The following is a 20,771-nucleotide window of genomic DNA, read 5'->3' on the forward strand; positions in this document are numbered from 1 at the left end:
TGAACGTGCGGGCGAGCGGGCTCAGACCTGGATCTGCCCGCCGTCGGCCGCGTACTCGGCGCCGGTGACGAACGAGCTCTCCGGTCCGGCGAGGAAGGCGGCCAGCGCGGCGATCTCCTCGGGGCGGCCCAGCCGCTTGAGCGGCGTCTGCGCCGCGAGCCCTCCGTGGAACTCCTCCGCGCTGACTCCTGCCTCCTTCGCCAGCCCAACGAGGGCGGGAGTGACGACGGGGCCGGGCGTGATGACGTTGACCCGTACGCCCCGGGGCGCCAGTTCGGCGGCGAAGGTGCGGCCCAGGCTGCGGATGGCGGCCTTCGACGCCGCGTACAGGCCCATGCCCTCGACGCCCTGATGGATGGTGGTCGAGCCGAGCAGGATCACCGACGCGGTCTCCGCCAGCAACGGCAGCGACTTCTGCACGGTCAGCAGGGTGCCCTTGGTGTTCACGCCGAAGACGTGGTCGAAGTCCTCCTCGGTGACCTCCGTCAGGCCTACCAGGGAGCCGAGGCCGGCGTTGGCGACCACCACGTCCAGCCGCCGGCGGTCACCGCGGACGACGTCCATGACGCGGTCGAGGTCGGCGGCCTGGGAGACGTCACACGGCACGGCGACGGCGCCGGGGCCCATCTCCGCCGCCGCGTCCCGCAGTTCTTCCTTACGCCGGCCGGTCAGGTAGACGCGGGCGCCGTCGTCGGCGAACCGCCGGGCGATCGCCCTGCCGATGCCGCTGGAGGCTCCGGTGACCAGAGCCGTCTTTCCGTCCATGGGAAGCATGTCATGTCCTTTCGAAGGCGTGATGGTGGTGATTCGCACCGCACGGGCCGCGGTCGAGGCGCCGTCCGACGCGACCGGCGTCGATCAGGCCTGATCGACCTGCGAGGTCGCCCGGGCGCCGAGTTCTTGACGGAACCGTCCACAACGTAACCCGTTCTGGACGATACCGTCAAGAACCGATAGACTGCGGAGCATGGCGAGACCTCGGAGCTTCGACGAGAACCAGGTGCTGCGCATCGCCAGAGACCGGTTCTGGTCGGCCGGGTACGCGGCGACCAGCGTGGAGGACATCCTCACCGCCACCGGCCTCGGCAAGGGAAGCTTCTACGGCGCCTTCGGCGACAAGCGCAAACTGTTCCAGCGCGTCTTCGACGACTACTGCACCGGACTGATCGAGGTCCTGCGGCGCGAACTCGACGGCCCGGACGAGGGCGCCTTCGCGCGACTTCGGGCCCAGATCATGGCCATCGCCGACGAAACCGCCGCCGACACCTGCCTGCGCGGCTGTCTGCTGGCCAAGGGCACCGCGGAGCTGTCCGAACACGATCCGCAGATCACGGCGATCGCCCGCCGCACCTTCGACGCCATCGAAGAGATGCTCACCGCCTGCGTCGCGGCGGCGCAGCGGGCCGGCGAGATCAGCCCGGACGCCGACCCGGCCCGGCTCGCAGCCCTCCTGCTCGCCGTCCTGCGCGGCATCGAAGCCCTCGGCAAGGCCGGCGGCTCCCCCGCCTCCCTCCCGCGGATCGCCGAAACCGCCCTGTCCCTGCTCCCCACCCACAAGACGATGGCCCCTGCCAACTGAGTCGACGCGTCGAAGCCATCCCACGGCGCACCGGAGGCGCCGAGGCGGAGCCCCAGCCCTCGGAGCACCACTGCCGCAGCCCGGGCGGTCCGCTCACGGCGGCGTCAGTACGTGACGACGGCGCGGAACCTCAACCGGCCCTTGAGGAGGCGTTCGTAGGCCTCCCCCACCCTCTCCTTCGGGAAGAGCTCGATCATCGGTGTGACCTGACCGCGGGCGACCATCCGCAGCGCCTCGGCGAGGTACTCCGGCCCGTTGTGCGCCGAGCCGACGATCTCGAAAGCGTGGCTCGTGACGGCGAGAGCCGGAAGGGGAAAGGTGGCCTCGGCCGAGATCCCCATGAGCACGAGCTTGCCCCACGGACGCAACCCCTTGAGCGCGTCGACCGCGGGACCGTGCGTCGGAGCGGTGTGCAGGAGTACATCGGCGCCTCCCGCGGCTTTCAAACCCGCACCGTCGGACACGACGTCGTCGGCGCCGAGCCGCCGGGCCAGTTCGTGCTTGTCGGGAGAGCGGGTCATCGCGATGACGTGGTACCCGGCGGCCTTCGCGAACTGGATCCCGAGATGCCCGACCCCTCCGATGCCCAGCACGGCGACTCGCGCGCCCGGCTTGGCATCGGCACGGCGGAGCGCGGCCCACACCGTGTAGCCGGCGCACACCGTCGGCGCCGCCGACTCGTACGAGAGCCCATCGGGCAGCAGCACGGTCCCTTCGGCGTCGACGGCGATGTACTCCGCCTGCCCACCGTCCACGTTCACCCCGGTCAGCACCGGAGCGACACAGTTGTTCGCCGTGACGAAGCTGTCGGGATGGCGCTCCCGGCAGAACGCGCACCTGCCGCACGGCCTCTGGGTGATCGGCAGGCCGACGCGATCACCCACGACCCGCGACGTCACACCTTCACCGACGGCGACCACCTCGCCGACGCCCTCGTGCCCGAGCACCATCGGGAAGGGCCGGAGCGACAGGACACCCTGCGCGAGCAGAGCGTCGGTGTAGCACACCCCGCACGCGTGGATCTTCACGAGCACCTGATGCGACCTGGCCTCCGGCATCGGAACGTCCTGCAGCACCCACGGAGCGTTCACCTCGCCGACGACTGCGGCCTTCATGGTCGGCATGGTCGGCATGGTCGGCATGTCCGGCCCCTTCCTATGGCTCGTGCGTGACCCGGCGCCCAGTCGACCAGCCGGCGGCCTGCTCAGGAAGGCTTCGCGGAACGGTCGGTCCCGGCAACAGGGGGTCGGGGAGACCCCCCTTCGGCTACTGGATAATGACGAGGTGCCTACGAACGAACCGTTGCGCGAGTTCCTCCGCGCCCGGCGAGCACGGGTGACCCCGCAGGAGGCGGGGATCTCCGAAGGCGTCACCGCACGGCGCGTCGAAGGACTCCGGCGGGAGGAGGTCGCCCACCTCGTCGGCGTGAGCGTCGACTACTACATCCGCTTCGAGCAGGGCCGCGTCTCGCCGTCGGACCACATCCTCGCGGGCGTCGGCCGCACACTTCGCCTCAGTGACGACGAGTACGCACACATGGTGAACCTCGTCCGGGGTCCGGACGACCGGACAGGCCTGATCGAATCGCCGGAGCCGCGTCCCGCGATGCGATGGGTGCTCGACTCGATCCGCACGCCGGCGTTCATCCTGGGACGCTGCCTGGCGATCGTCGGCACCAACGAAGGCGCGCGCAGGCTCATGGTCGACTTCGACGCGCGCCCCCCGGACGAACGCAACCACGCGCGCTGGGTGTTCCTCGACCCGCTCGCCCGTGAAAGGTACGTCGAGTGGGAGGAGGTCGCCCGGGACAACGTCGCGTCACTGCGCCGGCAGGTCGGCCTGTTCCCGCACGATCCCCGGCTTGCGGCGCTGATCGAGGAACTGTCGGCGGCCTCGCCGGAGTTCGCCACATGGTGGTCGGCACACGACGTGGTGCAGCATCGGTGCGGGCACAAACGGTACCGTCACCCGCTGGTCGGTGAACTGACGGTCGCGTACGAGGCCTTCCCCGTCTCCGGTACCGACGATCAGATCCTCTACATCTACACCACCGAGCCGGGGTCGGCCTCCGAAAAGGCTCTGGAACGTCTGCTCCGATGGACGCCACCGGCCGATCGACATCGCGGATAAAGGCGAGCCACCGGCCGAAGTGGCCGTCGAGGCCGGATTCCACGACCAGGCGCACCCGGCCCGCCATTTCAGGCGCCACGTCTCGGTGCCGCCCGCCGGGTACGCCGTGCAGGGTCTCGCACTGACGAATATCGCCACATCGCAGCGGGGCTTGTCATAGAAATTTCTCGCTCGCGGTGACACGCACTTCCCCTGTGCTCACCGGAGCGGGCACGTCATCCGCCGGAAAACCGCCGTGAATGTTTCGCAGTCGCCTTTCGGCGACCGGCTGTGGGCATGGCCGATTTCGCACCCCACAAAGATCTGGTCGCCCCTTCATTGACACTCCCGCGACAGCCGCCACAATGACAATGTCGTCGCGAGTGGCGCCCTCTCGACGCGGACCATTCACCTTGCTTTCCTGGTTCCGACTCGAGACGTGGGAGTTCATTCATGCGCTCAGCACTGTCGCGCGCGTTGATGGCGGCGGTCATCGCCGTCGCAGCGGTTCTCGTGCCCGCCGGGCCCGCGTCCGCGGGGGTCTGGCAGCTCACCGACGGGTTCGAGCCGTCGACGAATCCAGCGTCTCGATGGACGTTCACCGTGAACGGCGGATGCGGCGGCCCGTCGTTCGGCGGCGCGTCGAGCACGCCGCGCACGGGGAGCGGCTGGGCCAGCATGTCGGCCTACACGGGGGGCGACTGGTGCGCGCTCGGGCGGACCATCCACCTCACCCCGGTGAGCCTCCACCCGGGCGCACGCTGCACCGCCGGCGTCTGGACGGAACTGTGGGGAGAATGGGCCCAGTTCAACCTCGAGGTGATCGATCCTGACACGTGGACGTACATCGCACTGAAGTCGATCACCCAGGACTGGATCCACGGCTGGGAACAGCAGACGGTGAGCTGGACGGCCCAGCGCTCCGACGTCGTCCTGCGATTCGCCGTGGTGCAGCGGCAGCCGTACTGGCACGCCGCCCAGGTCGATCTCGACGACGTCGTGGTGCAGTGCGCCTACTGATCGACGAAGCGCCCGGCCCTGGTGAGCCCGGGTCGGGTCGTGACCCGGGCAGCACGCGCATGACCAGCGGCGCCGTCACGAGGGAGAAGTCTTGCGATCAGGTCACGAAGACGGCCGAATGGCCTCCGGTTCACTAGCCTCACCGGCATGCCCTTAGCCTCGATTCCGAGCCCTTCCGAGGGGGTCTGGTATCTCGGATTCATCCCGATCCGGGCCTACGCATTGTCCTTCGTCGTCGCGATCCTCTTCGGCATCTGGCTCAGCGAGCGCCGCTGGCGCGCCCGCGGCGGCGAGAAGGGCACGATCAGTGACCTCGCGCTCCCCGCGGTGATCTTCGGACTGATCGGCGCTCGCCTCTACCACGTCATCACCGACTGGCAGACCTACTTCGGCCCGCGCGCGATCAAGGAGCCCTACCGGGCGCTGTTCATCTGGGAGGGCGGGCTCAGCATCTGGGGCGCGGTCGCCCTGGGAGGCGTGGGCATGTGGCTGGCCTGCCGCCGCCGGGGGCTGTCTCTGGGCGCCGTGGCCGACACGGTCGCTCCCACCATCGCGTTCGGGCAGGCGATCGCCCGCTGGGGCAACTGGTTCAACCAGGAGCTGTACGGCGGTCCGACCACGTTGCCGTGGGGCCTGGAGATCGACCAGGCGCACGGCGGCGAGCCAGGCGTGCTCTACCATCCGACGTTCCTGTACGAGTCGCTGTGGGACGCGGCGCTCGGTTTCGCACTGATCATGGCCGGCAGGCGGTTCACGCTGCGCCACGGCCGCCTGTTCGCCCTCTACGTCGCCGGGTACACCTTCGGGCGGTTCTGGATCGAAGGGCTGCGCATCGACCCGGTGGGCGGAGTGGACCACGCGGTCACGTTCCTGGGGCTGCGGATCAACCAGTGGACCTCGATCGTGCTGTTCGTCGGCGCACTCGTCCATCTCTGGGTGACGCGTGACAAGGACACCGAAGAGATCGTGATACCGGCCGCGCGACACACGGCCTCGCCCGAGGAGAACGGCGGGCACACCTCCGATCCCGTCGAGAGCACCTGACCCGACCGGCATGCCGTAAGCCTCCCGAATGCCGTCGCGGCGAGATACGGGAACGGTGCGACGCACTTGGCCGGAGCGCCGGGAGCCGCGGCCGATTCTCCCGTGAACGTTCCCCTCATTCAGCGCGCGGAATCGTCGGCCGGCGTCGCTAGTCTCCGCTCGTCCTTGTCGTCATCGACAGATGGGAAGACCGTGGGATTACCCAGTAAGGCTGGGCGTCGTATCGGAGGGCTGGCGAGCGTCGCGATCCTGGCATCCGGCGCTTTCGTCCCCTCCGCGCAAGCCGCATCCCAGCGTCCCTTTTCAGGTACGGCTTCCACCCCACTCGCATCGGCCGGCAATCCCGTACAGAAACTCACTCTCTCATTCGAGCGGACCACTGCGACGAAGTGCCCCGTGACCTTCAATGTCTACGGAACCTTCGAAGGACTCCCTCCGGGCCTGCAGCTCATCCAATACCGCATCGTCGGTACCGAGCAATGGAAAGGCCTCAAATCCCCCGCCAAGCACAACGGCGGCTTCACCGCCCTGCTCGCGACGCTCGACTGGGAATGGGACGCCGAGACACCGACATCAGGTCAGACGTCGGTCCAGATCGAGCTCCGGCAACCCGACGGTCTCACGTCGAACACGCTCTACTACTTCAAGTGCGGCATGCCCGACGCGGACGACACCTTCGGCGAGACCTCCGAGCCCATCGTTCGCACGCCCAGCGGCGGCCCGTTGGCCGAACTGGTCGCCGATGCCGACCTCGACGCCGTCCAGGCCCGGTCGGGCGCTGAGGCCGCCCTGGTCAGCAGGTACGGATTCCACCTGGACCTCGACGCGGGCCCGGTCACCTACGAGGAGGTGTTCGCGACGCTTCCTGCCGGATTCGCGGTGGACGTGTGGGAGGTCACCGGCGCCGCGCTGAAGTCCGTCCTCGCCCACCCGAATGCGGAGGGCTGGGTGCTCACGCCGTCGTCCTCGCTCCGCTACACGTTGGAGGGCGGCGCTGTCACCGAAATGACGTTGAACGGCGTCCCGGTGACCGACGACCAGGTCATCAGAATCGCGGCCAACTACGTCCTGGTGGGCGGCTACGAAGGTTTCCCCCGATGGCCCGGAGTCACCGGCGTCTATCGCGGTGGCCCGGACGACAGAGGGGCCCTGGCCACCTATCTGGTGAAGAACTCACCGGTCGACGCACCGGCCGGCGACCGGGTCACCGTCCGATGAGCATCATGTGAACGAGCTGATCGCCGGGTGGAATCCGTTCCGCCCGGCGATCAGGCCACGCGCCGCACTCAGGCAGGAGTGCGGCCCGAAGTGGGGCGCATCCGTGGACAGCTCGCAGCACAGAGTGCGCCGGGCTCCGCGTGAGAACGGGTTCTGATGCTTCTCTGGCGGGGGCGTGCGGGGTCTAATGGCCGTATGACGGAGGACTTGGATGTCGGGCTGGTGGGGTACGGGGTCGCGGGACGGGTCTTCCATGCTCCCCTGATCGAGAGCACTCCGGGCCTGTCGCTGGCGGGCGTCGTGACCAATGATCCCGCGCGGCGCGCGGCCCTGCGTGCGGGGCGCCCGGGGGTGCCCGTCCTTGACACGCTGGACGACCTGCTGAGGACGGCTCCCGGCGTCGTCGTCATCGCCTCGCCGAACACCACGCATGTTCCCTTCGCGCTGGCCTGCGTCGAGGCGGGTGTTCCCGTCGTCGTGGACAAGCCCTTCGCGCCGTCGGCGGCGCAGGCGCGGCAGGTGCTGGAGGCGGCGGAGAAGGCGTCCGTTCCGGTGACGGTCTTCCAGAATCGGCGATGGGACGGCGACTACCTGACCTTCCGGCGACTGCTCGACGAGGACGCGCTGGGCACGGTGCACCGGTTCGAGTCGCGGTGGGAGTTCACCGCCGCCGTCGATCCGGCCAGGCCGGGCGGCGGCCTGCTGTCGGAGCTCGGCGTGCACATGATCGACCAGGCGGTGCAGGCGTTCGGCCCGGTGGCCCGCGTCTACGCGGAGCTGGCCACGCGACGTCCTGGCGGCCGCGTCGACGACGACGTCTTCGTCGCGGTGACGCATAGGAGCGGAACCACCTCCCACCTGTGGACCAGCGCCGTGGCCCATGACGCCGGGCCGCGCTTCCGGGTGCTGGGGGACAAGGCGTCCTTCACGATCCACGGACTGGACGTGCAGGAGAACGCGCTCGCCGCCGGGGTCGCGCCCGGGACACCGGAGTGGGGGGTCGCCCCCGAGGAGTCCTGGGGACGGTTGAGCGGCCCGGACGGCGTCACGCGCGTCCCCACCGAGCCCGGCGCCTACGAGGTGTTCTACCGGCGCCTCGCGTCGGCGCTGCGCGAGGGCGGCGCGCTGCCGGTGGACCCGTACTCCACCATCGAGACGCTCGACGTGATCGACGCGGCCGCCCGCTCGGCGCGGTCGGGTGAGGTCGTCCCGCTCTCCTGAGCGGACCCGCGCGGGCGAGGAGTCTCCTTCACGAGCGGGCGCCGAACAGGTCGTCCCTCGCCGGCAGAGCGCCGAACAGGTCGTCCTTCACTGGCGGGTGCCGAACAGGTCGTCGTGGGCGTGGTCCAGGGCCATCACGACCGCGCCCGCGAGCACCGGGCTGTCGGCGAGGTCGCTGACCCGGATGCGGACGGGAATGGGGCTGCGCCGGGCGAGGGCCGCGCCGACCCGGTCGGCCAGCTCGGCTCCGCCGGCTCGGCCCACCTCCCCTCCCAGCACGACGCATCCCGGGTCGAGCACCAGGCACAGCGCCAGCACGCCGTCGGCGATGATGTCGGCGAGCTCGCCGAGGAACGGCTCGCCGCCGCGGGTTCCTTGCACCGCCGCGGCCACCGCGGCCGTCGCGGCGTGGACGGCGGTCCCCTCGGGGACGGGGAGCCCGTGGCGGCCGGCCATCGCGCGGATGGGCGCGGCGCCGACCAGCCCGTGGAGGCCGGGCCGTTCAGCGGCCGGGACCGCCGTCCCGCGGTCGGGGACCGCGAGGAAGCCGACCTCTCCGGCGCCGCCTGACTCGCCGCGGCGCAGCCGGCCGTCCAGGATCAGACCGGCGCCGACGCCGTGGCCGAGCCACAGCAGGGCGAAGTCCGCCCGGTCGCGCGCCGCGCCGAGCCGGTGCTCGGCGATGGCCGCGAGGTTCACCTCGTTCTCCACCAGGACCCTAGACGTGAAGTCCGCCTTGAGCGCCGTGACCAGATCGGCGTGCCACTCGGGCGGCCAGCCGGTGGAGCGCAGGGCGCCGGTTCCCGGCTCCACGACGCCAGGGGCGCCGACGGCGATGGTGTTCGGCTCCTGGTCGAAGGTCTCCCGGGAGATGCGGCGCACGGCCTCGGCCACCCGGGCGACGAACGTACCCGGCTCGTCCTTCCCGATCGGCAGCCCGGTGTCGGGCAGGCGGTTCCCGGCGAGGTCGGCGACGCCGATCGAGACCGAGTCGGTCCTGGCGTCCACCCCGACGACATGCGCCCGCCCGGCGCTCAGCTCGTACAACCGGGCGTGCGGGCCCGGCTGAACGGCCGTCGAGGCGCTGCGCACCTCTATCAGGCCGTCCTCCTGCAGCCGCTGGAGCACGTCGGCGATGGTGGCCCGGGACATGCCGGTGATCTTCCTGAGTTGCGCGGCCGTCAGCGGGCCATGGCGGAGCAGGAGATCCAGCACGAGCCGGTTGTTGATGGCCCTCGCGATGCGGGGCGTCGCGCTGGTGATGTCGGGACTCATGTTCACTTTCTCAGTATCCGGTCTATTTATTCGGCTAGTAGCCTGATAGATTCCAGCGTGTCATGAATGAGATCAGCCGTGCTCGTATCGCCATCACGATGATCTTCGCTCTCCATGGTGCCGTCCTGGGGGCCTTCGCCACCTGCATCCCGCAGATCCAGGACCAACTGCGCCTCGATCCGGCGACGCTCGGCGTGGCACTGGTGGCGCCGGCGGTCTCGGCCTGTTTCGCGATGCCGATGGCCGGGCCCGTCATGCGGCACCTGGGCAGCCGGCGCGCGATCCTCGTCATGGCCGTCCTCCTCAGCCTCGCCCTGGCCCTGCCCGTCATGGCCCCCTCCCTGCCCCTGCTCTGGCTGGCGCTGCTGGCCTACGGCGCGGCCAGCGGGATCACCGACGTCGCCATGAACGCCAACGGCGTCGACGTGGAGCAGCGTTTCGGCCGCTCCATCATGTCCGGCATGCACGGTATGTGGAGCGTCGGCGGGCTGGTCGGGGCCGGTTCGGGAGCCCTGGCGGCCGCGGCCGGGCTCGACGCGCGCTTCCATCTGGCGGCGGCGGCCGTGCTGCTGGCGGCGCTCTCGGCCCTGACCGGCCGCCACCTCCTCAACGTGCGGCCGGGCGAGCACGCCCCCACCTCCCGCGCCTTCGCCTGGCCGACGCGGGCGGTCGTCGCGATCGGTCTGGTCGGCTTCTGCGCGCAGTTCGCCCAGGGCGCCGCGGGCAACTGGAGCGCGATCTACCTCCAGGACATCGCCGGGGCCTCCACCGGCATCGCGGCGGCGAGCTTCGCGGCGTTCAGCGGCACGATGGGCGTCATGCGCCTCTGCGGCGACCCGCTGGTCAGGCGCTGGGGCACGGTGCGCACGCTTCGCGTCTCGGGCGTGGTCGCGGTCTCAGGCTGCGTACTGATCGTGGTGGGACGCGACCCCGCTCCGGTCATCGCCGGTTTCGCCCTCCTCGGCATCGGCATCGCCGTCGTCGTCCCGCTGACCTTCGCCACGGCAGGCCGGCGTGACGACGACCCCAACCGCTCCATCGCGAGCGTCGCGACGGTCACGTATCTGTCCAACCTCGTCGCGCCCGCGATCGTCGGCGCGGTCGCCGGGGCCACCTCGCTGCCGACGGCGTTCCTGATGGTCACACTTCTCACCGCGTGCGTGGTCGCGGGCGCCTCGGCGTTCCGGGTCCCGGCCCCCGTGCACCACATGGCCGTGCGGCCGGGCGGGGAGCGGAGGGACGGGTGACCCGCGGCTCGGTCCAGGAGAGGGTGCGGCGGGACAACCTCGCCGCCCTGCTGCGGCACGTCCACCTGCAGGGCCCGGCCACGCGCGCCGCACTCGCCGAGCGGCTGGAGGTCAACCGCAGCACGATCCTGACCCTCTCCCGGGAGCTCGCGCGGGCCGGCCTGGTACGCGAGGAGTGCGCGGCCTCGCTCGCGCCGCGCGCCGGGCGCCCGTCGTATGTCGTGCGCCCGAACTCCGCCGTCCACGTGCTGGCCTTCGACGTCCGCCCGGACGGGTTCACCGCCGCGCGGGTGCGCCTCGGGGGCCGGGTGCTCGATCGCCGCGAGGTCGCGGCCGAGATCCCGTCCCCGGCCGCGACGCGGGAGATGGCGCGCACCTTGCGGCACCTCGCGGAGGCGGCCTCCAAGGACGGGGTCTGCGCGGGCGTGGGGGTCTCGATCCCCGGGCACACGAGCGCGACGGACGGCGGCGGGGCGGCCTACGACGACCTGCTCGCCGGGCTGCGGGCCGCCTTCCGGTCCGCGCCGCGCGGAGGCCGGTCGTTCGCCGTCGGCCATGAGGCGACGCTCGCCGTGATCGCCGAGCACGGGCACGGCGTCGGCAAGGGCTACCAGAACCTCGTCTACCTGCAGGGACGTGACGGACTACGCGGAGGGGTCATGGTGGGCGGAGCACCCATCGGAGGCGAGGGGGGCCACGGGGTCGACCTCGGCCACCTGATCGTCCCACCCGTGGAACGCGCGTGCGGCCTCGGCGCCGGAGGCTGCCTCCCGGCCGGGCCGTGCGGCGGCGAGGAGGGACGGGCGGCGCGCGCCGTCACCGCCTGGCCGGCGAAACTGCTCGACCTGTTCGCTCCGGAGATGATCGTCTTCGGCGACGACCTGGGCACGCTGTACCGCTCCGCGGCGGGGTGGCCGGAGGCGCGGCAGAGGCACGAAAACTCCCGGTCGTCCCCGCCGGGCGTGCGGCTCGCGCGATCGGCCCTGGGCGGGGACGCCGTCCTGGTCGGCGCGGCGGAGTTGGCCTTCTCCGCACTGCTGACCGACCCGATCCGCGTGATAAGCGAAGCCCGGAAATAGAGTTCATCGGCGCCCTGGACATTGTGGGCGCCAATTAACCGACAATGGTACCGACCCTCCCGTAATCGTCCTTGACAATCGCCGGCGCCGCTGCGGATGATTGTCCCGCCCGAATTCCGCACATGACCCGCATCCGACGCTCCGGGGGCAACAGATGCTCTACGGCGGAATCGCCCGGCCCGCGACGGGCTACGAAATTCGCCATCGACGGGGCCGCAGAAAGAGCCGACCAAAAACAGTTTCGGGCGGCCGGTCTCCTATTGCGGACGCCCGTTGAACGACGATATCCCGAACCTTCCCTAATCGTCCTTGACAATCGCCGACGCCGCTACGGATGATTGTCCCGCCCGAATTCCGCACATGACCCGCATCCGACGTTACGGGGGTAACAGATGCTCTACGGCGGAATCACCTGGACCGCGACCGGCTACGAAATCTGCGTCATCGACGGGGACACGGGAGAGAAAGTCGATCGCGAACGATTTCAGGCGGCCGATATTCTGCGGATGTTCGACTACGTGTCCGGCCTGCGCGAGGTTCACCGCCGGCCGGTCTCGATGATCATCGACAGCAGCAACGGCATGGTCGACGGCACGATGACGGCGGCCGGCCTCGACGTTTACCGGGCCGACCCGTGGCTGCTGCCCGCGGCCTCGGCGCTCGGCTCGGCGGACGCGCCGGCCCTGGCGCAGAGCGCGCGGCGCGACCTGCCGAAACTCGCCCGGCTGGATTCGCGGCACGGCACTTTGACCGGACGGCTGGACGAGCTGGACGCCGGAATCGAGGAGGCCCGGCGAGCGGAAACGGAATTGACCGCCGCGGGGCATTGCGTGAGCCACGGCGGCAGGGACCGGCGGCAGATCGCATTGACCTTCGACGACGGCCCGCACCCTTTGTTCACCGGCAGGGTGCTGGAAATTCTCCGGCACTACGATGTTCCCGCGACGTTCTTCTGCGTGGGCCTGCACGCGAGCGGCCACCCCGAGTTGATCGCACGCATGTCCGACGCGGGCCATCTGCTCGGAAACCACACCTGGTCACATCCTTTTCTGCCTGACCTGACCAAGGACCAGATCGCCGGGCAGATCGCACACACGGCGCGGCATCTGCCCTCCGGCCGCGAAGGAGCGCCAGCGCTGTTCCGGCCGCCGTACGGATCGCGCACCTCGGCCATCCTGTCGTGGCTGGTGGATCTGGAGACGACCACGGTCCTGTGGGATGTCGAGCCCTTCGACTGGGCCATGCCCGGGACCGACGTGATCGTCGGCCGGGTGCTGGCGGAGGCCCGCGCCGGCTCGATCGTGCTGCTGCACGACGGCGGCGGCGACCGGTCCCAGACGGTCGCGGCCCTTCCCCGGATCATCGAGGGCCTCCTCGACCAGGACTACCGGCTGGTCACGATCGACGCGTTGACCAGGCCCTGACGCCTCTCCCTCTACACCCGAACACCAAGACGAGGAGTTCGTCATGCCCAGTTCGGCACAGGAGCAGATGCTCGACCATGAACAGCATGTGGGTCCCGGCACGCTCCAACGGATCGTCGCGGCCTGGCCCCGGCGTGCCACCATCCGCACCGACATGGCCGGCTTCATGGAGCCGCAACCGTACGCACCCGACCTGACCGACTATCCGGCGCATCTGATCCCGTTCGCCGAGCACCCGCGGTTCCTCGACGCCCCGGAAGAGCAGCGCAGGCTGGTGAACACCCTGGCGTGGCAGGCGTACAACGCCCGCGTGATCGCCGCCGAGGAGCACGTCGCCAATCCCACGTTCGAGATGCTGGGGCACGGGGTGTTCCCGGGGATCGACCGCTACGAGATCAAGGAAGCCGTGCGGCAGTCGCACATCGACGAGGTCTGGCACACCTACATGCACATGACCGCCATGCGGCGGACCCAGGAGGCGCACGGCCTGACCGCCGAGCCCGACTACTCCCACCCGGTCACCAATCGGCGGCTCTACCGGCTGACGGCGGACAGGAGCGAGAAGTGGGAGCGCAACCTGCTGTTCCTGCTGTGGACCGTGGTCGGCGAGGTCAGCATCAACAACTTCCTGGAACTGCTGGCGCGAGACCGGACGATCCAGCCGATGCACGCGCTGGTGGCGCGCCTGCACGCCAGGGACGAGGCCGCGCACGGCCCGGTGCTGGCCGACGTCATGAAGGACGTCTTCGTCCACCTGAACAAGGAGCAGCGCGAGCTGCTCATCCGGACGCTGCCCGACGCGATCGTCGCCTTCGGCGCCGAGGACTACGAGCTGTGGCCGGAGATCCTCGCCTTCGCCGGCGTCAAGGGCGCGGAGGAGATCATCGCCGACACCCGCCGGCTCCCGGACGCCGACCTGCTGCTCACCGACTTCTCGACCGTGCAGCGGCTGGTCCGCGAACTGGAGATCGAGGATCGCGTCGAGTACGACTTCGCCGCCGGCCGGCCCGCGAAGTGACGTGCACTCCGGCATCGCGTCACCAGGCCGGCCACGACCGCCCAGCCGAATGAAGGTTTCATGATTCTCACCGGTCCGGAGATCGTCGAGGCGTCGACGGACGGCCGTATCGCGATCTCCCCCTTCAACGCCGACCAGGTCAATCCCAACAGTTACAACGTCTGCCTCGGTGACACGCTGCTCACCTACTCCGGCGACGTCATCGACCCCTACCGGCCCAACCCGACCGACAGCGTCACGATGGACGAGAGCGGGTACGTGCTGCATCCCCAGCAGCTGTACCTGGGCCACACGGTCGAGGAGATCGGGTCCGACGTCTACGTCCCCCTGCTGTTCGGCCGCTCGTCGGTGGGCCGCCTCGGGTTGTTCGTGGAGATCACCGCGCCGATCGGGGACATCGGCTTCCACGGGCAGTGGACCTTGATGCTCGCGCCGGTCCGGCCGCTGCGCGTCTATCCCGGGATGAAGATCGGGCAGATCATGTTCTTCGTCTCGGTCGGCGCCATCGACCTGTACACCGGCAAGTACCAGTCCTCGCGGGGCCCCCAGGAGTCCCGGTACTGGCGCGACCGCGGCCTGCGCGCCGCCGCCGGCGGCCGGGTGGCCGCGCGGTGATCCTCACCCGGCAGGCCATCGTCTCCGCCGTCGGCCGCGGCGACATCGTCATCGAGCCGTTCGAGACGGAGCGGGTGTCCCCCAACGCCTATGACTGGCGGCTCGGCGAGCACCTGCGGGCCTGCGACGCCGAACTGGACGCCGCGGCGCCCGCCGAGTTCACCGAGCTGACGATCCCTCCGGACGGCCTGATCCTGCGGCCGCGCACGCTCTATCTCGGCGTCACGTACGAGCGCACCCACTCCGAGAGATACGCCCAGATGATCAACGGTGACCGTTCGCTCGGCGCGCTCGGGATATGGGTGCACGTCTCCGCCCCGCTCGGCCACATGGGGCACGCCATCCGGTGGACGCTGGAGATCCGGGTGGCCCGGCCCATCCGCGTCTACCCGTACATGACGTTCGGGAAGATCGTCTTCATCTCGGGGTTCGGGCGGCAGGCGAGCTACCAGCAGATGGGACTCAAGTACACCCGCACGGCCGGCATCGACAACTCCCGCCTGCACGAGGAGCTCAATTGACCATCCTGACCGGAGTCGACCTGCCGCTGGGCAGCCCCGGCGGCAGCGTCGAACTCCTCTGGGACCTGTATCTCAGGGACGACGCCCCCCTGGAGGCGGACGTCTTCATGCTGGCCGGCGCGGGCACGCCCTCGCCCCGCGGCCCGGTGCTGCTCGACGTGACCGGCAAGCAACTGCAGGGGGACGGATTCTGGGCCTACGTCAAAGACCTGGCCCTCGCGATCGAGCGCCGCTTCCCGTCGTCCGCCTACGACCTCCTCCACCTGCAGCACCTCACCTTCGGCGCCACCCCCGCCCTGCTGCGCGCCTTCCCCGACCACCCGCACGTGGCCCTCGTGCACGGCACCGATCTCATCTTCGCCGCCGACCACCCCACCCAGGCCGAGGTCCTGCGCGAGGCCGTGGCCGGCGCACGCGCCGTCGTGGTGCCCACGGCCGCGATGGCGGCGCGCCTGCGGGACTTCACCGAGGTGGGCCTCGACCGGGTCGTCCACATCCCGTGGGGGATCCCCGACCGGCTGCTCGCCGACCCGCCGCCGAGAGGTGAGCGGACGACCGGGGACCTGCGGGTGCTGTACGCCGGCCGGCTCACCGCGGAGAAGGCGGCCGCGCCGCTGCTGCAGGCGCTCGCGGACATCGACGGCGTCGCGCTGAGCGTGGCCGCGCCGACCCGCGAGTACGCCGCGCTCGCCGCGGGAGTGGACCTGTCACACGTGCGCTACCTCGGCTGGCTGCGGCGTCCCGACCTGTGGCGCCGCTTCGCCGAGCACGACGTGCTGGTCGTCCCCTCGACCCGGCTGGAGGCGTTCGGCCTGGTCGCGGTGGAGGCACAGGCGTGCGGACTGCCCGTCCTGTACCGGGCCGTCCCCGGCCTGGCCGAGGTCCTCGGGGATTCGGCGATCGCGGTCGAGGCGGGGGACCTGGAGCACGGGGTGGCCGAGGCCGTCGCCCGGCTGCGCGGCGATCCGGGCAGGCTCGACCACTTCCGGGCCGCCGGTCTGGCCAACGCCGCGCGCTTCCCGCTCTCCGGCACGGCGGCCCGGCTGCGCGCGTTGTCGGCGGAGCTGGTGCGATGAACGCGGTCATCCCCCGCCTGGTCGCCACCGACCTGGACGGGACCCTGGTCCGCAGCGACGGGACGATCTCCGCCCGGACCGTCGAAGCCGTCACCTCCGTCCTGCGCTCCGGCGCCGAGGTGGTCTTCGTCACCGGGCGCCCGCCGCGCAAGATGGCCGACATCCGCCGCACCTTCGGCGCCGGCGGCCTGGCCATCTGCTCCAACGGCGCGCTCGTCTACGACCTCGGCACACGGAACCTGGTCGTCGAACGCCCCATCGAGCCCTCGGTCCTCGTGAAGGCCGCCGGGCGTCTCCGGGCGGCCGTCCCGGACATCGGCCTCGCGGTCGAGTACGCGGCGGACCTGGCCGGGGACGAGGTGTACGAGCCGTGGGACTGGGACGCCGACGTGACCCTCCAGCGGCTCCCCGACGCGGACCTGCTGGCACGGCCCGCGCCGAAGCTGCTCGGGCGCCACCACCTGCTGTCGGCCGACCAACTGCTCGACCTGGTCGCCCCGCACCTCGGCGACCTCGTCACCGTCTACCACTCCAACGGCCTGCGGCTGGTCGAGGCCGTCGCCAAGGGGGTGAGCAAGGCGTCGGCGCTCGCGCGGCTCGCCGCCGAGCGCGGCATCTCCCGCGCGGAGGTGGTGGCGTTCGGCGACATGCCCAACGACCTGCCCATGCTGGAGTGGGCCGGACGCTCCTACGCCGTCGCCAACGCCCACCCGCGGGTGCTCGGCATGGTCGACCACGTGATCGACGGCAACGACGACGACGGGGTCGCGAAAGTCCTGGAACGGCTCTTCCCTCTCACGGCCGGCTTCATCCATTGAAGGAGCGAGCGTTGAACGAGCTCGACCATCTGGTGCGTTCCTGCATGCTTCCTGGTGTCACCGGCGCCGCCCTGCCCTCGTGGGTGTCCGAAGGGCTGGAGGCCGGCTTCCCCGGGATCACCGTCTTCCCCGGTGCCCATCTCCACGACCCCGCCACGATCGGACGGCTGGCGGCGGCCGCGCGCGAGCACCGTGACGACGCGCTCGTGTCCCTCGACGAGGAGGGGGGCGACGTCACCCGCCTGGAGTACGGCACCGGCAGCTCCTACCCCGGCAATCTCGCGCTCGGCGTCGTCGACGACGAGGACCTGACCGGGCGGGTCGCCGCGGCCATGGCGCGCGGCCTGGTGTCGAACGGCGTGAACTACAACCTCGCGCCGTCGGTCGACGTCAACAGCGACCCCGACAACCCCATCATCGGGGTCCGCTCGTTCGGCGCGACGCCCGAACGGGTCGCACCGCACGGCGCCGCGTTCATCGGCGCCATGCAGGACGCCGGGGTGGCCGTGGCCGCCAAGCACTTCCCCGGCCACGGCGACACCACCGCGGACCCGCACCGTTCGCTGCCCACCGTCACCTGCTCGGCCGCGACCTTGCGGCTGCGGGAGCTGGTGCCGTTCGCCGCGGTCGCGGACGCGGCCAGCCTGATGGTCGCGCACGTCGTCTACACTGCGCTCGACGCGGGGTCGCCCGCGACGCTGAGCCCCGTCGTCCTGCGCGACGTGCTGCGGGCCGAACTCGGCTACCAGGGGGTGGCGCTCAGCACGGCCGTCGCGATCGAGGCCGGGAACGGGCCGGAGGCGGCCACGCGGGCGGCGGTCGCGACGCTGGCTGCCGGATGCGACCTGGTGCTGCTCGGGCCCGCCGTCGACGAGGCCCTGTACGCGCGGGTGCACGCGGCGGTGGCCGACGCGGTGCGGAGCGGCGACCTGCCGGCGGCGGCGCTCGAAGAGGCGTCCGAGCGCGTGAGCCGCATGCGGCGGCGCTTCGCGCCCCGCCCCGGTGCCGGCCGGCACCGTGAGACGGCCGCCGCCGATGCCGCCGTGGGCATGGAGGCGGCGCGGCGCGCGGTCCGCGCGCGCGGGCGCGTGGGCCTTCCTGGCCCGGCGACCGTGGTGGAGGTGCGGACCGAGGCGAACTCCGTCGTCGGCGGAGCGGCCTGGAGCCTGGCCGACGCCCTGGCGGCGCACGGCCTGACGCGCCGGGCGGTGCGGATCGACGGCCCGGGCGCGGCGATCGGACAGGCCGACGGCCCGCTCGTCATCGCGGTGCGCGACGCCTACCGGACGCCGTGGACCCGGGAGTGGACGCAGAAGGCGCTGGCCGAACGGCCCGACGCGATCCTCGTCGTGGTGGGGATGCCCGACGACGAGGCCCTGGCCGGCGAGGCGTGCGTCTGTACCTTCGGCGCGGGCCGGGCCAACCTGCGGGCCGCGGCCGAGCTGCTGGCCAGGTCATGAGCTCGGTCAAGCACCTCTTCGTCACCGGAGGAGTCGCCTCCAGCCTGGGCAAGGGGCTGACCGCCTCCAGCCTGGGCCGGCTGCTCACCCTGCGCGGGCTGCGGGTGACGATGCAGAAGCTCGACCCTTATCTGAACGTCGACCCCGGCACGATGAACCCCTTCCAGCACGGAGAGGTCTTCGTGACCGACGACGGCGCGGAGACCGACCTCGACATCGGGCATTACGAACGGTTCCTCGACATCGACCTCGACGGCTCGGCCAACGTCACCACCGGCCAGGTCTACGCCAACGTGATCAGCAAGGAGCGGCGCGGGGAGTACCTCGGCGAGACCGTGCAGGTGGTGCCGCACGTCACCAACGAGATCAAGGACCGCATCCGCTCGACGGCCGCCGGCACCGACACCGACGTCGTCATCACCGAGGTCGGCGGCACCGTCGGCGACATCGAGTCGTTGCCCTTCCTGGAGGCCGTCCGCCAGATCCGGCACGAGGTGGGCCGCGGTGCCTGTTTCTTCCTGCACGTGTCGCTGCTGCCCTACATCGGGCCCTCTGGCGAGCTGAAGACCAAGCCCACCCAGCATTCGGTGGCCGCGCTGAGGTCCATCGGCATCCAGCCGGACGCCATCGTCTGCCGGTCCGACCGCCCGATCGGCGAGGGCCTGAAACGCAAGATCGGCCTGATGTGCGACGTCGAGGAGGCCGGGGTAGTCAGCGCGGTCGACGCGCCGAGCATCTACGACATCCCCAAGGTGCTGCACGCGGAAGGGCTGGACGCCTTCGTCGTGCGCCGCTTGGGCCTGCCGTTCCGGGACGTGGAGTGGGGCGCCTGGGACGAACTGCTCCGCCGGGCGCACCGTCCCGCGAAGGAGGTGACGATCGCGCTGGTCGGCAAGTACGTCGGCCTGCCCGACGCGTACCTGTCGGTCACCGAGGCGCTGCGCCACGCCGGTTGCGGCGGCGACACCCGGGTTAACATCCGCTGGGTCGGCAGCGACGCGTGCGAGTCCCCCGAGGGGGCGGCCCGCGAGCTCGGCCGCGTCGACGGCGTCCTGGTCCCCGGAGGCTTCGGCGTGCGCGGCATCGAGGGCAAGGTCGGCGCGATCAGGCACGCCCGGGAGAACCGTCTGCCCCTGCTCGGCATCTGCCTCGGCATGCAGTGCATGGTCATCGAGGCGGCGCGGTCGCTGGCCGGCATCGCCGACGCGGGAAGCGCCGAGTTCGACCCCGGCACCCCGCACCCGGTCGTCGTCACCATGAGCGACCAGGACGACGTGGTGGCCGGGGAACGCGACATGGGCGGCAGCATGCGACTCGGCCTGTTCCCCGCCGATCTCGCCGAGGGGTCGCTGGTGCACCGTCTGTACGGGGAGGCGAAGGTCTCCGAACGGCACCGGCACCGGTACGAGGTCAACAACGCCTACCGTGACCACATCGAACGCACCGGGCTGCGGTTGAGCGGGCTGTCCCCCGACGGCCGGCTCGTGGAGTACGTCGAGCTGCCCCCCGAGATCCATCCGTTCTTCGTCGGCACCCAGGCCCACCCGGAGTTCCGCTCCCGTCCCACCCGGCCGCACCCGCTGTTCACCGGCCTGATCACCGCCGCCGTCCGTCACGCCGCGGGAGCCGACCATGGGTGAGTGCGTCTTCTGTGCCTTCCTCACCGGGCGGGCGCGGACCGCCGTGCTGTACGAGGACGAGCACACGCTGGCCTTCCTCGACATCACCGCGGTCACGCGGGGCCACACCCTGGTCATCCCCAGGCGCCACGCCGCCGATCTGTGGGAGATCTCCGAGGACGACGCGGCGGCCGTCATGCGCACCGTGCACCGCATGGCCCGGCGGATCAGGGAGGTGCTCTGCCCCGACGGACTCACGCTGTTCCAGGCCAACCGCGCCGCCGGCTGGCAGGACGTCTTCCACCTGCACGTCCACCTGGTCCCCCGCTCGACGGGGGACCACCTCGCGCGCCCCTGGCGGGCCGAACCGGTCGAACTCGCGACGCTGGAGCCCACCCGCGAGTTGCTCGCCCTGTCCTAACCCCTGG

20 protein-coding genes are annotated in these 20,771 nt (G+C 71.0%); 17 read left to right on the forward strand and 3 right to left on the reverse strand.

The genetic code is table 11. The annotated features are described in order from the left end of the window. Positions 1-21: 21 nt before the first annotated feature. Complete coding sequence (locus ABZU32_RS05035; RefSeq protein ID WP_354917267.1) at positions 22-774, reverse strand: SDR family oxidoreductase; 753 nt, start codon at positions 772-774, stop codon at positions 22-24. A 193-nt stretch (positions 775-967) separates the two neighbouring features. On the opposite strand from ABZU32_RS05035, the gene ABZU32_RS05040 reads away from it, so the two are divergent. Beyond that, positions 968-1,579: a TetR/AcrR family transcriptional regulator gene (locus ABZU32_RS05040; RefSeq protein WP_354917270.1), complete on the forward strand. Its 612-nt coding sequence runs from the start codon at positions 968-970 to the stop codon at positions 1,577-1,579. Positions 1,580-1,683: 104 nt separating this feature from the next. Here the strand turns inward: ABZU32_RS05040 and ABZU32_RS05045 are convergent, their stop codons facing one another. Beyond that, a complete protein-coding gene (locus ABZU32_RS05045; protein ID WP_354917273.1) occupies positions 1,684-2,721 on the reverse strand; it encodes an alcohol dehydrogenase catalytic domain-containing protein in 1,038 nt (345 codons plus the stop codon). 142 nt (positions 2,722-2,863) lie between these two features. On the opposite strand from ABZU32_RS05045, the gene ABZU32_RS05050 reads away from it, so the two are divergent. From ABZU32_RS05050 to ABZU32_RS05070, 5 genes are all read left to right on the forward strand, one after another. Beyond that, positions 2,864-3,709 (forward strand): helix-turn-helix domain-containing protein, encoded by an 846-nt coding sequence (locus ABZU32_RS05050; RefSeq protein ID WP_354917276.1) that lies wholly within the window; start codon positions 2,864-2,866, stop codon positions 3,707-3,709. 432 nt (positions 3,710-4,141) lie between these two features. Next, positions 4,142-4,708 carry a hypothetical protein gene (locus tag ABZU32_RS05055; protein WP_354917279.1) on the forward strand — a complete coding sequence of 189 codons (567 nt, stop codon included), beginning with the start codon at positions 4,142-4,144 and terminating at the stop codon, positions 4,706-4,708. Between the two features lie 147 nt (positions 4,709-4,855). After that, entirely contained in the window at positions 4,856-5,752 is an 897-nt protein-coding gene (gene lgt, locus ABZU32_RS05060) for a prolipoprotein diacylglyceryl transferase (RefSeq protein ID WP_354917282.1), read from the forward strand. 192 nt (positions 5,753-5,944) lie between these two features. Continuing rightward, positions 5,945-6,970 (forward strand): 5'-nucleotidase, encoded by a 1,026-nt coding sequence (locus ABZU32_RS05065; RefSeq protein WP_354917285.1) that lies wholly within the window; start codon positions 5,945-5,947, stop codon positions 6,968-6,970. A gap of 195 nt (positions 6,971-7,165) precedes the next feature. Beyond that, entirely contained in the window at positions 7,166-8,191 is a 1,026-nt protein-coding gene (locus ABZU32_RS05070) for a Gfo/Idh/MocA family oxidoreductase (RefSeq protein WP_354917288.1), read from the forward strand. Positions 8,192-8,278: 87 nt separating this feature from the next. Here the strand turns inward: ABZU32_RS05070 and ABZU32_RS05075 are convergent, their stop codons facing one another. Continuing rightward, on the reverse strand, positions 8,279-9,466 hold the full coding sequence (locus tag ABZU32_RS05075; protein ID WP_354917354.1) for an ROK family transcriptional regulator: 1,188 nt from the start codon (positions 9,464-9,466) through the stop codon (positions 8,279-8,281). Positions 9,467-9,528: 62 nt separating this feature from the next. Between ABZU32_RS05075 and ABZU32_RS05080 the strand changes: the two genes are divergently transcribed. The 11 genes from ABZU32_RS05080 to ABZU32_RS05130 all read left to right on the forward strand — a co-directional run bounded on the left by ABZU32_RS05080 (position 9,529) and on the right by ABZU32_RS05130 (position 20,764). Then, a complete protein-coding gene (locus ABZU32_RS05080) occupies positions 9,529-10,713 on the forward strand; it encodes an MFS transporter (protein ID WP_354917291.1) in 1,185 nt (394 codons plus the stop codon). Next, positions 10,710-11,792, forward strand: coding sequence for an ROK family protein (locus ABZU32_RS05085; RefSeq protein WP_354917294.1), 1,083 nt, complete (start codon positions 10,710-10,712; stop codon positions 11,790-11,792). Before ABZU32_RS05080 ends, ABZU32_RS05085 begins: the two co-directional genes overlap by 4 nt. A 392-nt stretch (positions 11,793-12,184) precedes the next feature. Beyond that, positions 12,185-13,216 carry a polysaccharide deacetylase family protein gene (locus tag ABZU32_RS05090; protein WP_354917297.1) on the forward strand — a complete coding sequence of 344 codons (1,032 nt, stop codon included), beginning with the start codon at positions 12,185-12,187 and terminating at the stop codon, positions 13,214-13,216. Between the two features lie 43 nt (positions 13,217-13,259). Then, the gene (locus tag ABZU32_RS05095) at positions 13,260-14,234 is read left to right on the forward strand and encodes a diiron oxygenase (RefSeq protein WP_354917300.1); all 975 of its coding nucleotides are present in this window, start codon (positions 13,260-13,262) and stop codon (positions 14,232-14,234) included. A 60-nt stretch (positions 14,235-14,294) separates the two neighbouring features. Next, positions 14,295-14,849 carry a dCTP deaminase gene (dcd, locus tag ABZU32_RS05100; protein WP_354917303.1) on the forward strand — a complete coding sequence of 185 codons (555 nt, stop codon included), beginning with the start codon at positions 14,295-14,297 and terminating at the stop codon, positions 14,847-14,849. Further along, positions 14,846-15,370 (forward strand): hypothetical protein, encoded by a 525-nt coding sequence (locus ABZU32_RS05105; protein WP_354917306.1) that lies wholly within the window; start codon positions 14,846-14,848, stop codon positions 15,368-15,370. Before dcd ends, ABZU32_RS05105 begins: the two co-directional genes overlap by 4 nt. Then, the gene (locus ABZU32_RS05110; RefSeq protein WP_354917309.1) at positions 15,367-16,446 is read left to right on the forward strand and encodes a glycosyltransferase family 4 protein; all 1,080 of its coding nucleotides are present in this window, start codon (positions 15,367-15,369) and stop codon (positions 16,444-16,446) included. The genes ABZU32_RS05105 and ABZU32_RS05110 overlap by 4 nt, the downstream gene beginning before the upstream one ends. After that, on the forward strand, positions 16,443-17,264 hold the full coding sequence (locus ABZU32_RS05115; protein WP_354917312.1) for a Cof-type HAD-IIB family hydrolase: 822 nt from the start codon (positions 16,443-16,445) through the stop codon (positions 17,262-17,264). Before ABZU32_RS05110 ends, ABZU32_RS05115 begins: the two co-directional genes overlap by 4 nt. An 11-nt stretch (positions 17,265-17,275) precedes the next feature. After that, on the forward strand, positions 17,276-18,724 hold the full coding sequence (locus tag ABZU32_RS05120) for a glycoside hydrolase family 3 N-terminal domain-containing protein (RefSeq protein ID WP_354917315.1): 1,449 nt from the start codon (positions 17,276-17,278) through the stop codon (positions 18,722-18,724). Next, the gene (locus tag ABZU32_RS05125) at positions 18,721-20,364 is read left to right on the forward strand and encodes a CTP synthase (RefSeq protein WP_354917318.1); all 1,644 of its coding nucleotides are present in this window, start codon (positions 18,721-18,723) and stop codon (positions 20,362-20,364) included. The genes ABZU32_RS05120 and ABZU32_RS05125 overlap by 4 nt, the downstream gene beginning before the upstream one ends. Further along, positions 20,357-20,764, forward strand: coding sequence for an HIT domain-containing protein (locus ABZU32_RS05130; RefSeq protein WP_354917321.1), 408 nt, complete (start codon positions 20,357-20,359; stop codon positions 20,762-20,764). Before ABZU32_RS05125 ends, ABZU32_RS05130 begins: the two co-directional genes overlap by 8 nt. Positions 20,765-20,771 lie beyond the last annotated feature (7 nt).

Origin of the sequence: Sphaerisporangium sp. NPDC005288, assembly GCF_040607475.1 — a bacterium.
In the GTDB taxonomy this organism is placed as follows: Bacteria; Actinomycetota; Actinomycetes; order Streptosporangiales; family Streptosporangiaceae; genus Sphaerisporangium; species Sphaerisporangium rhizosphaerae.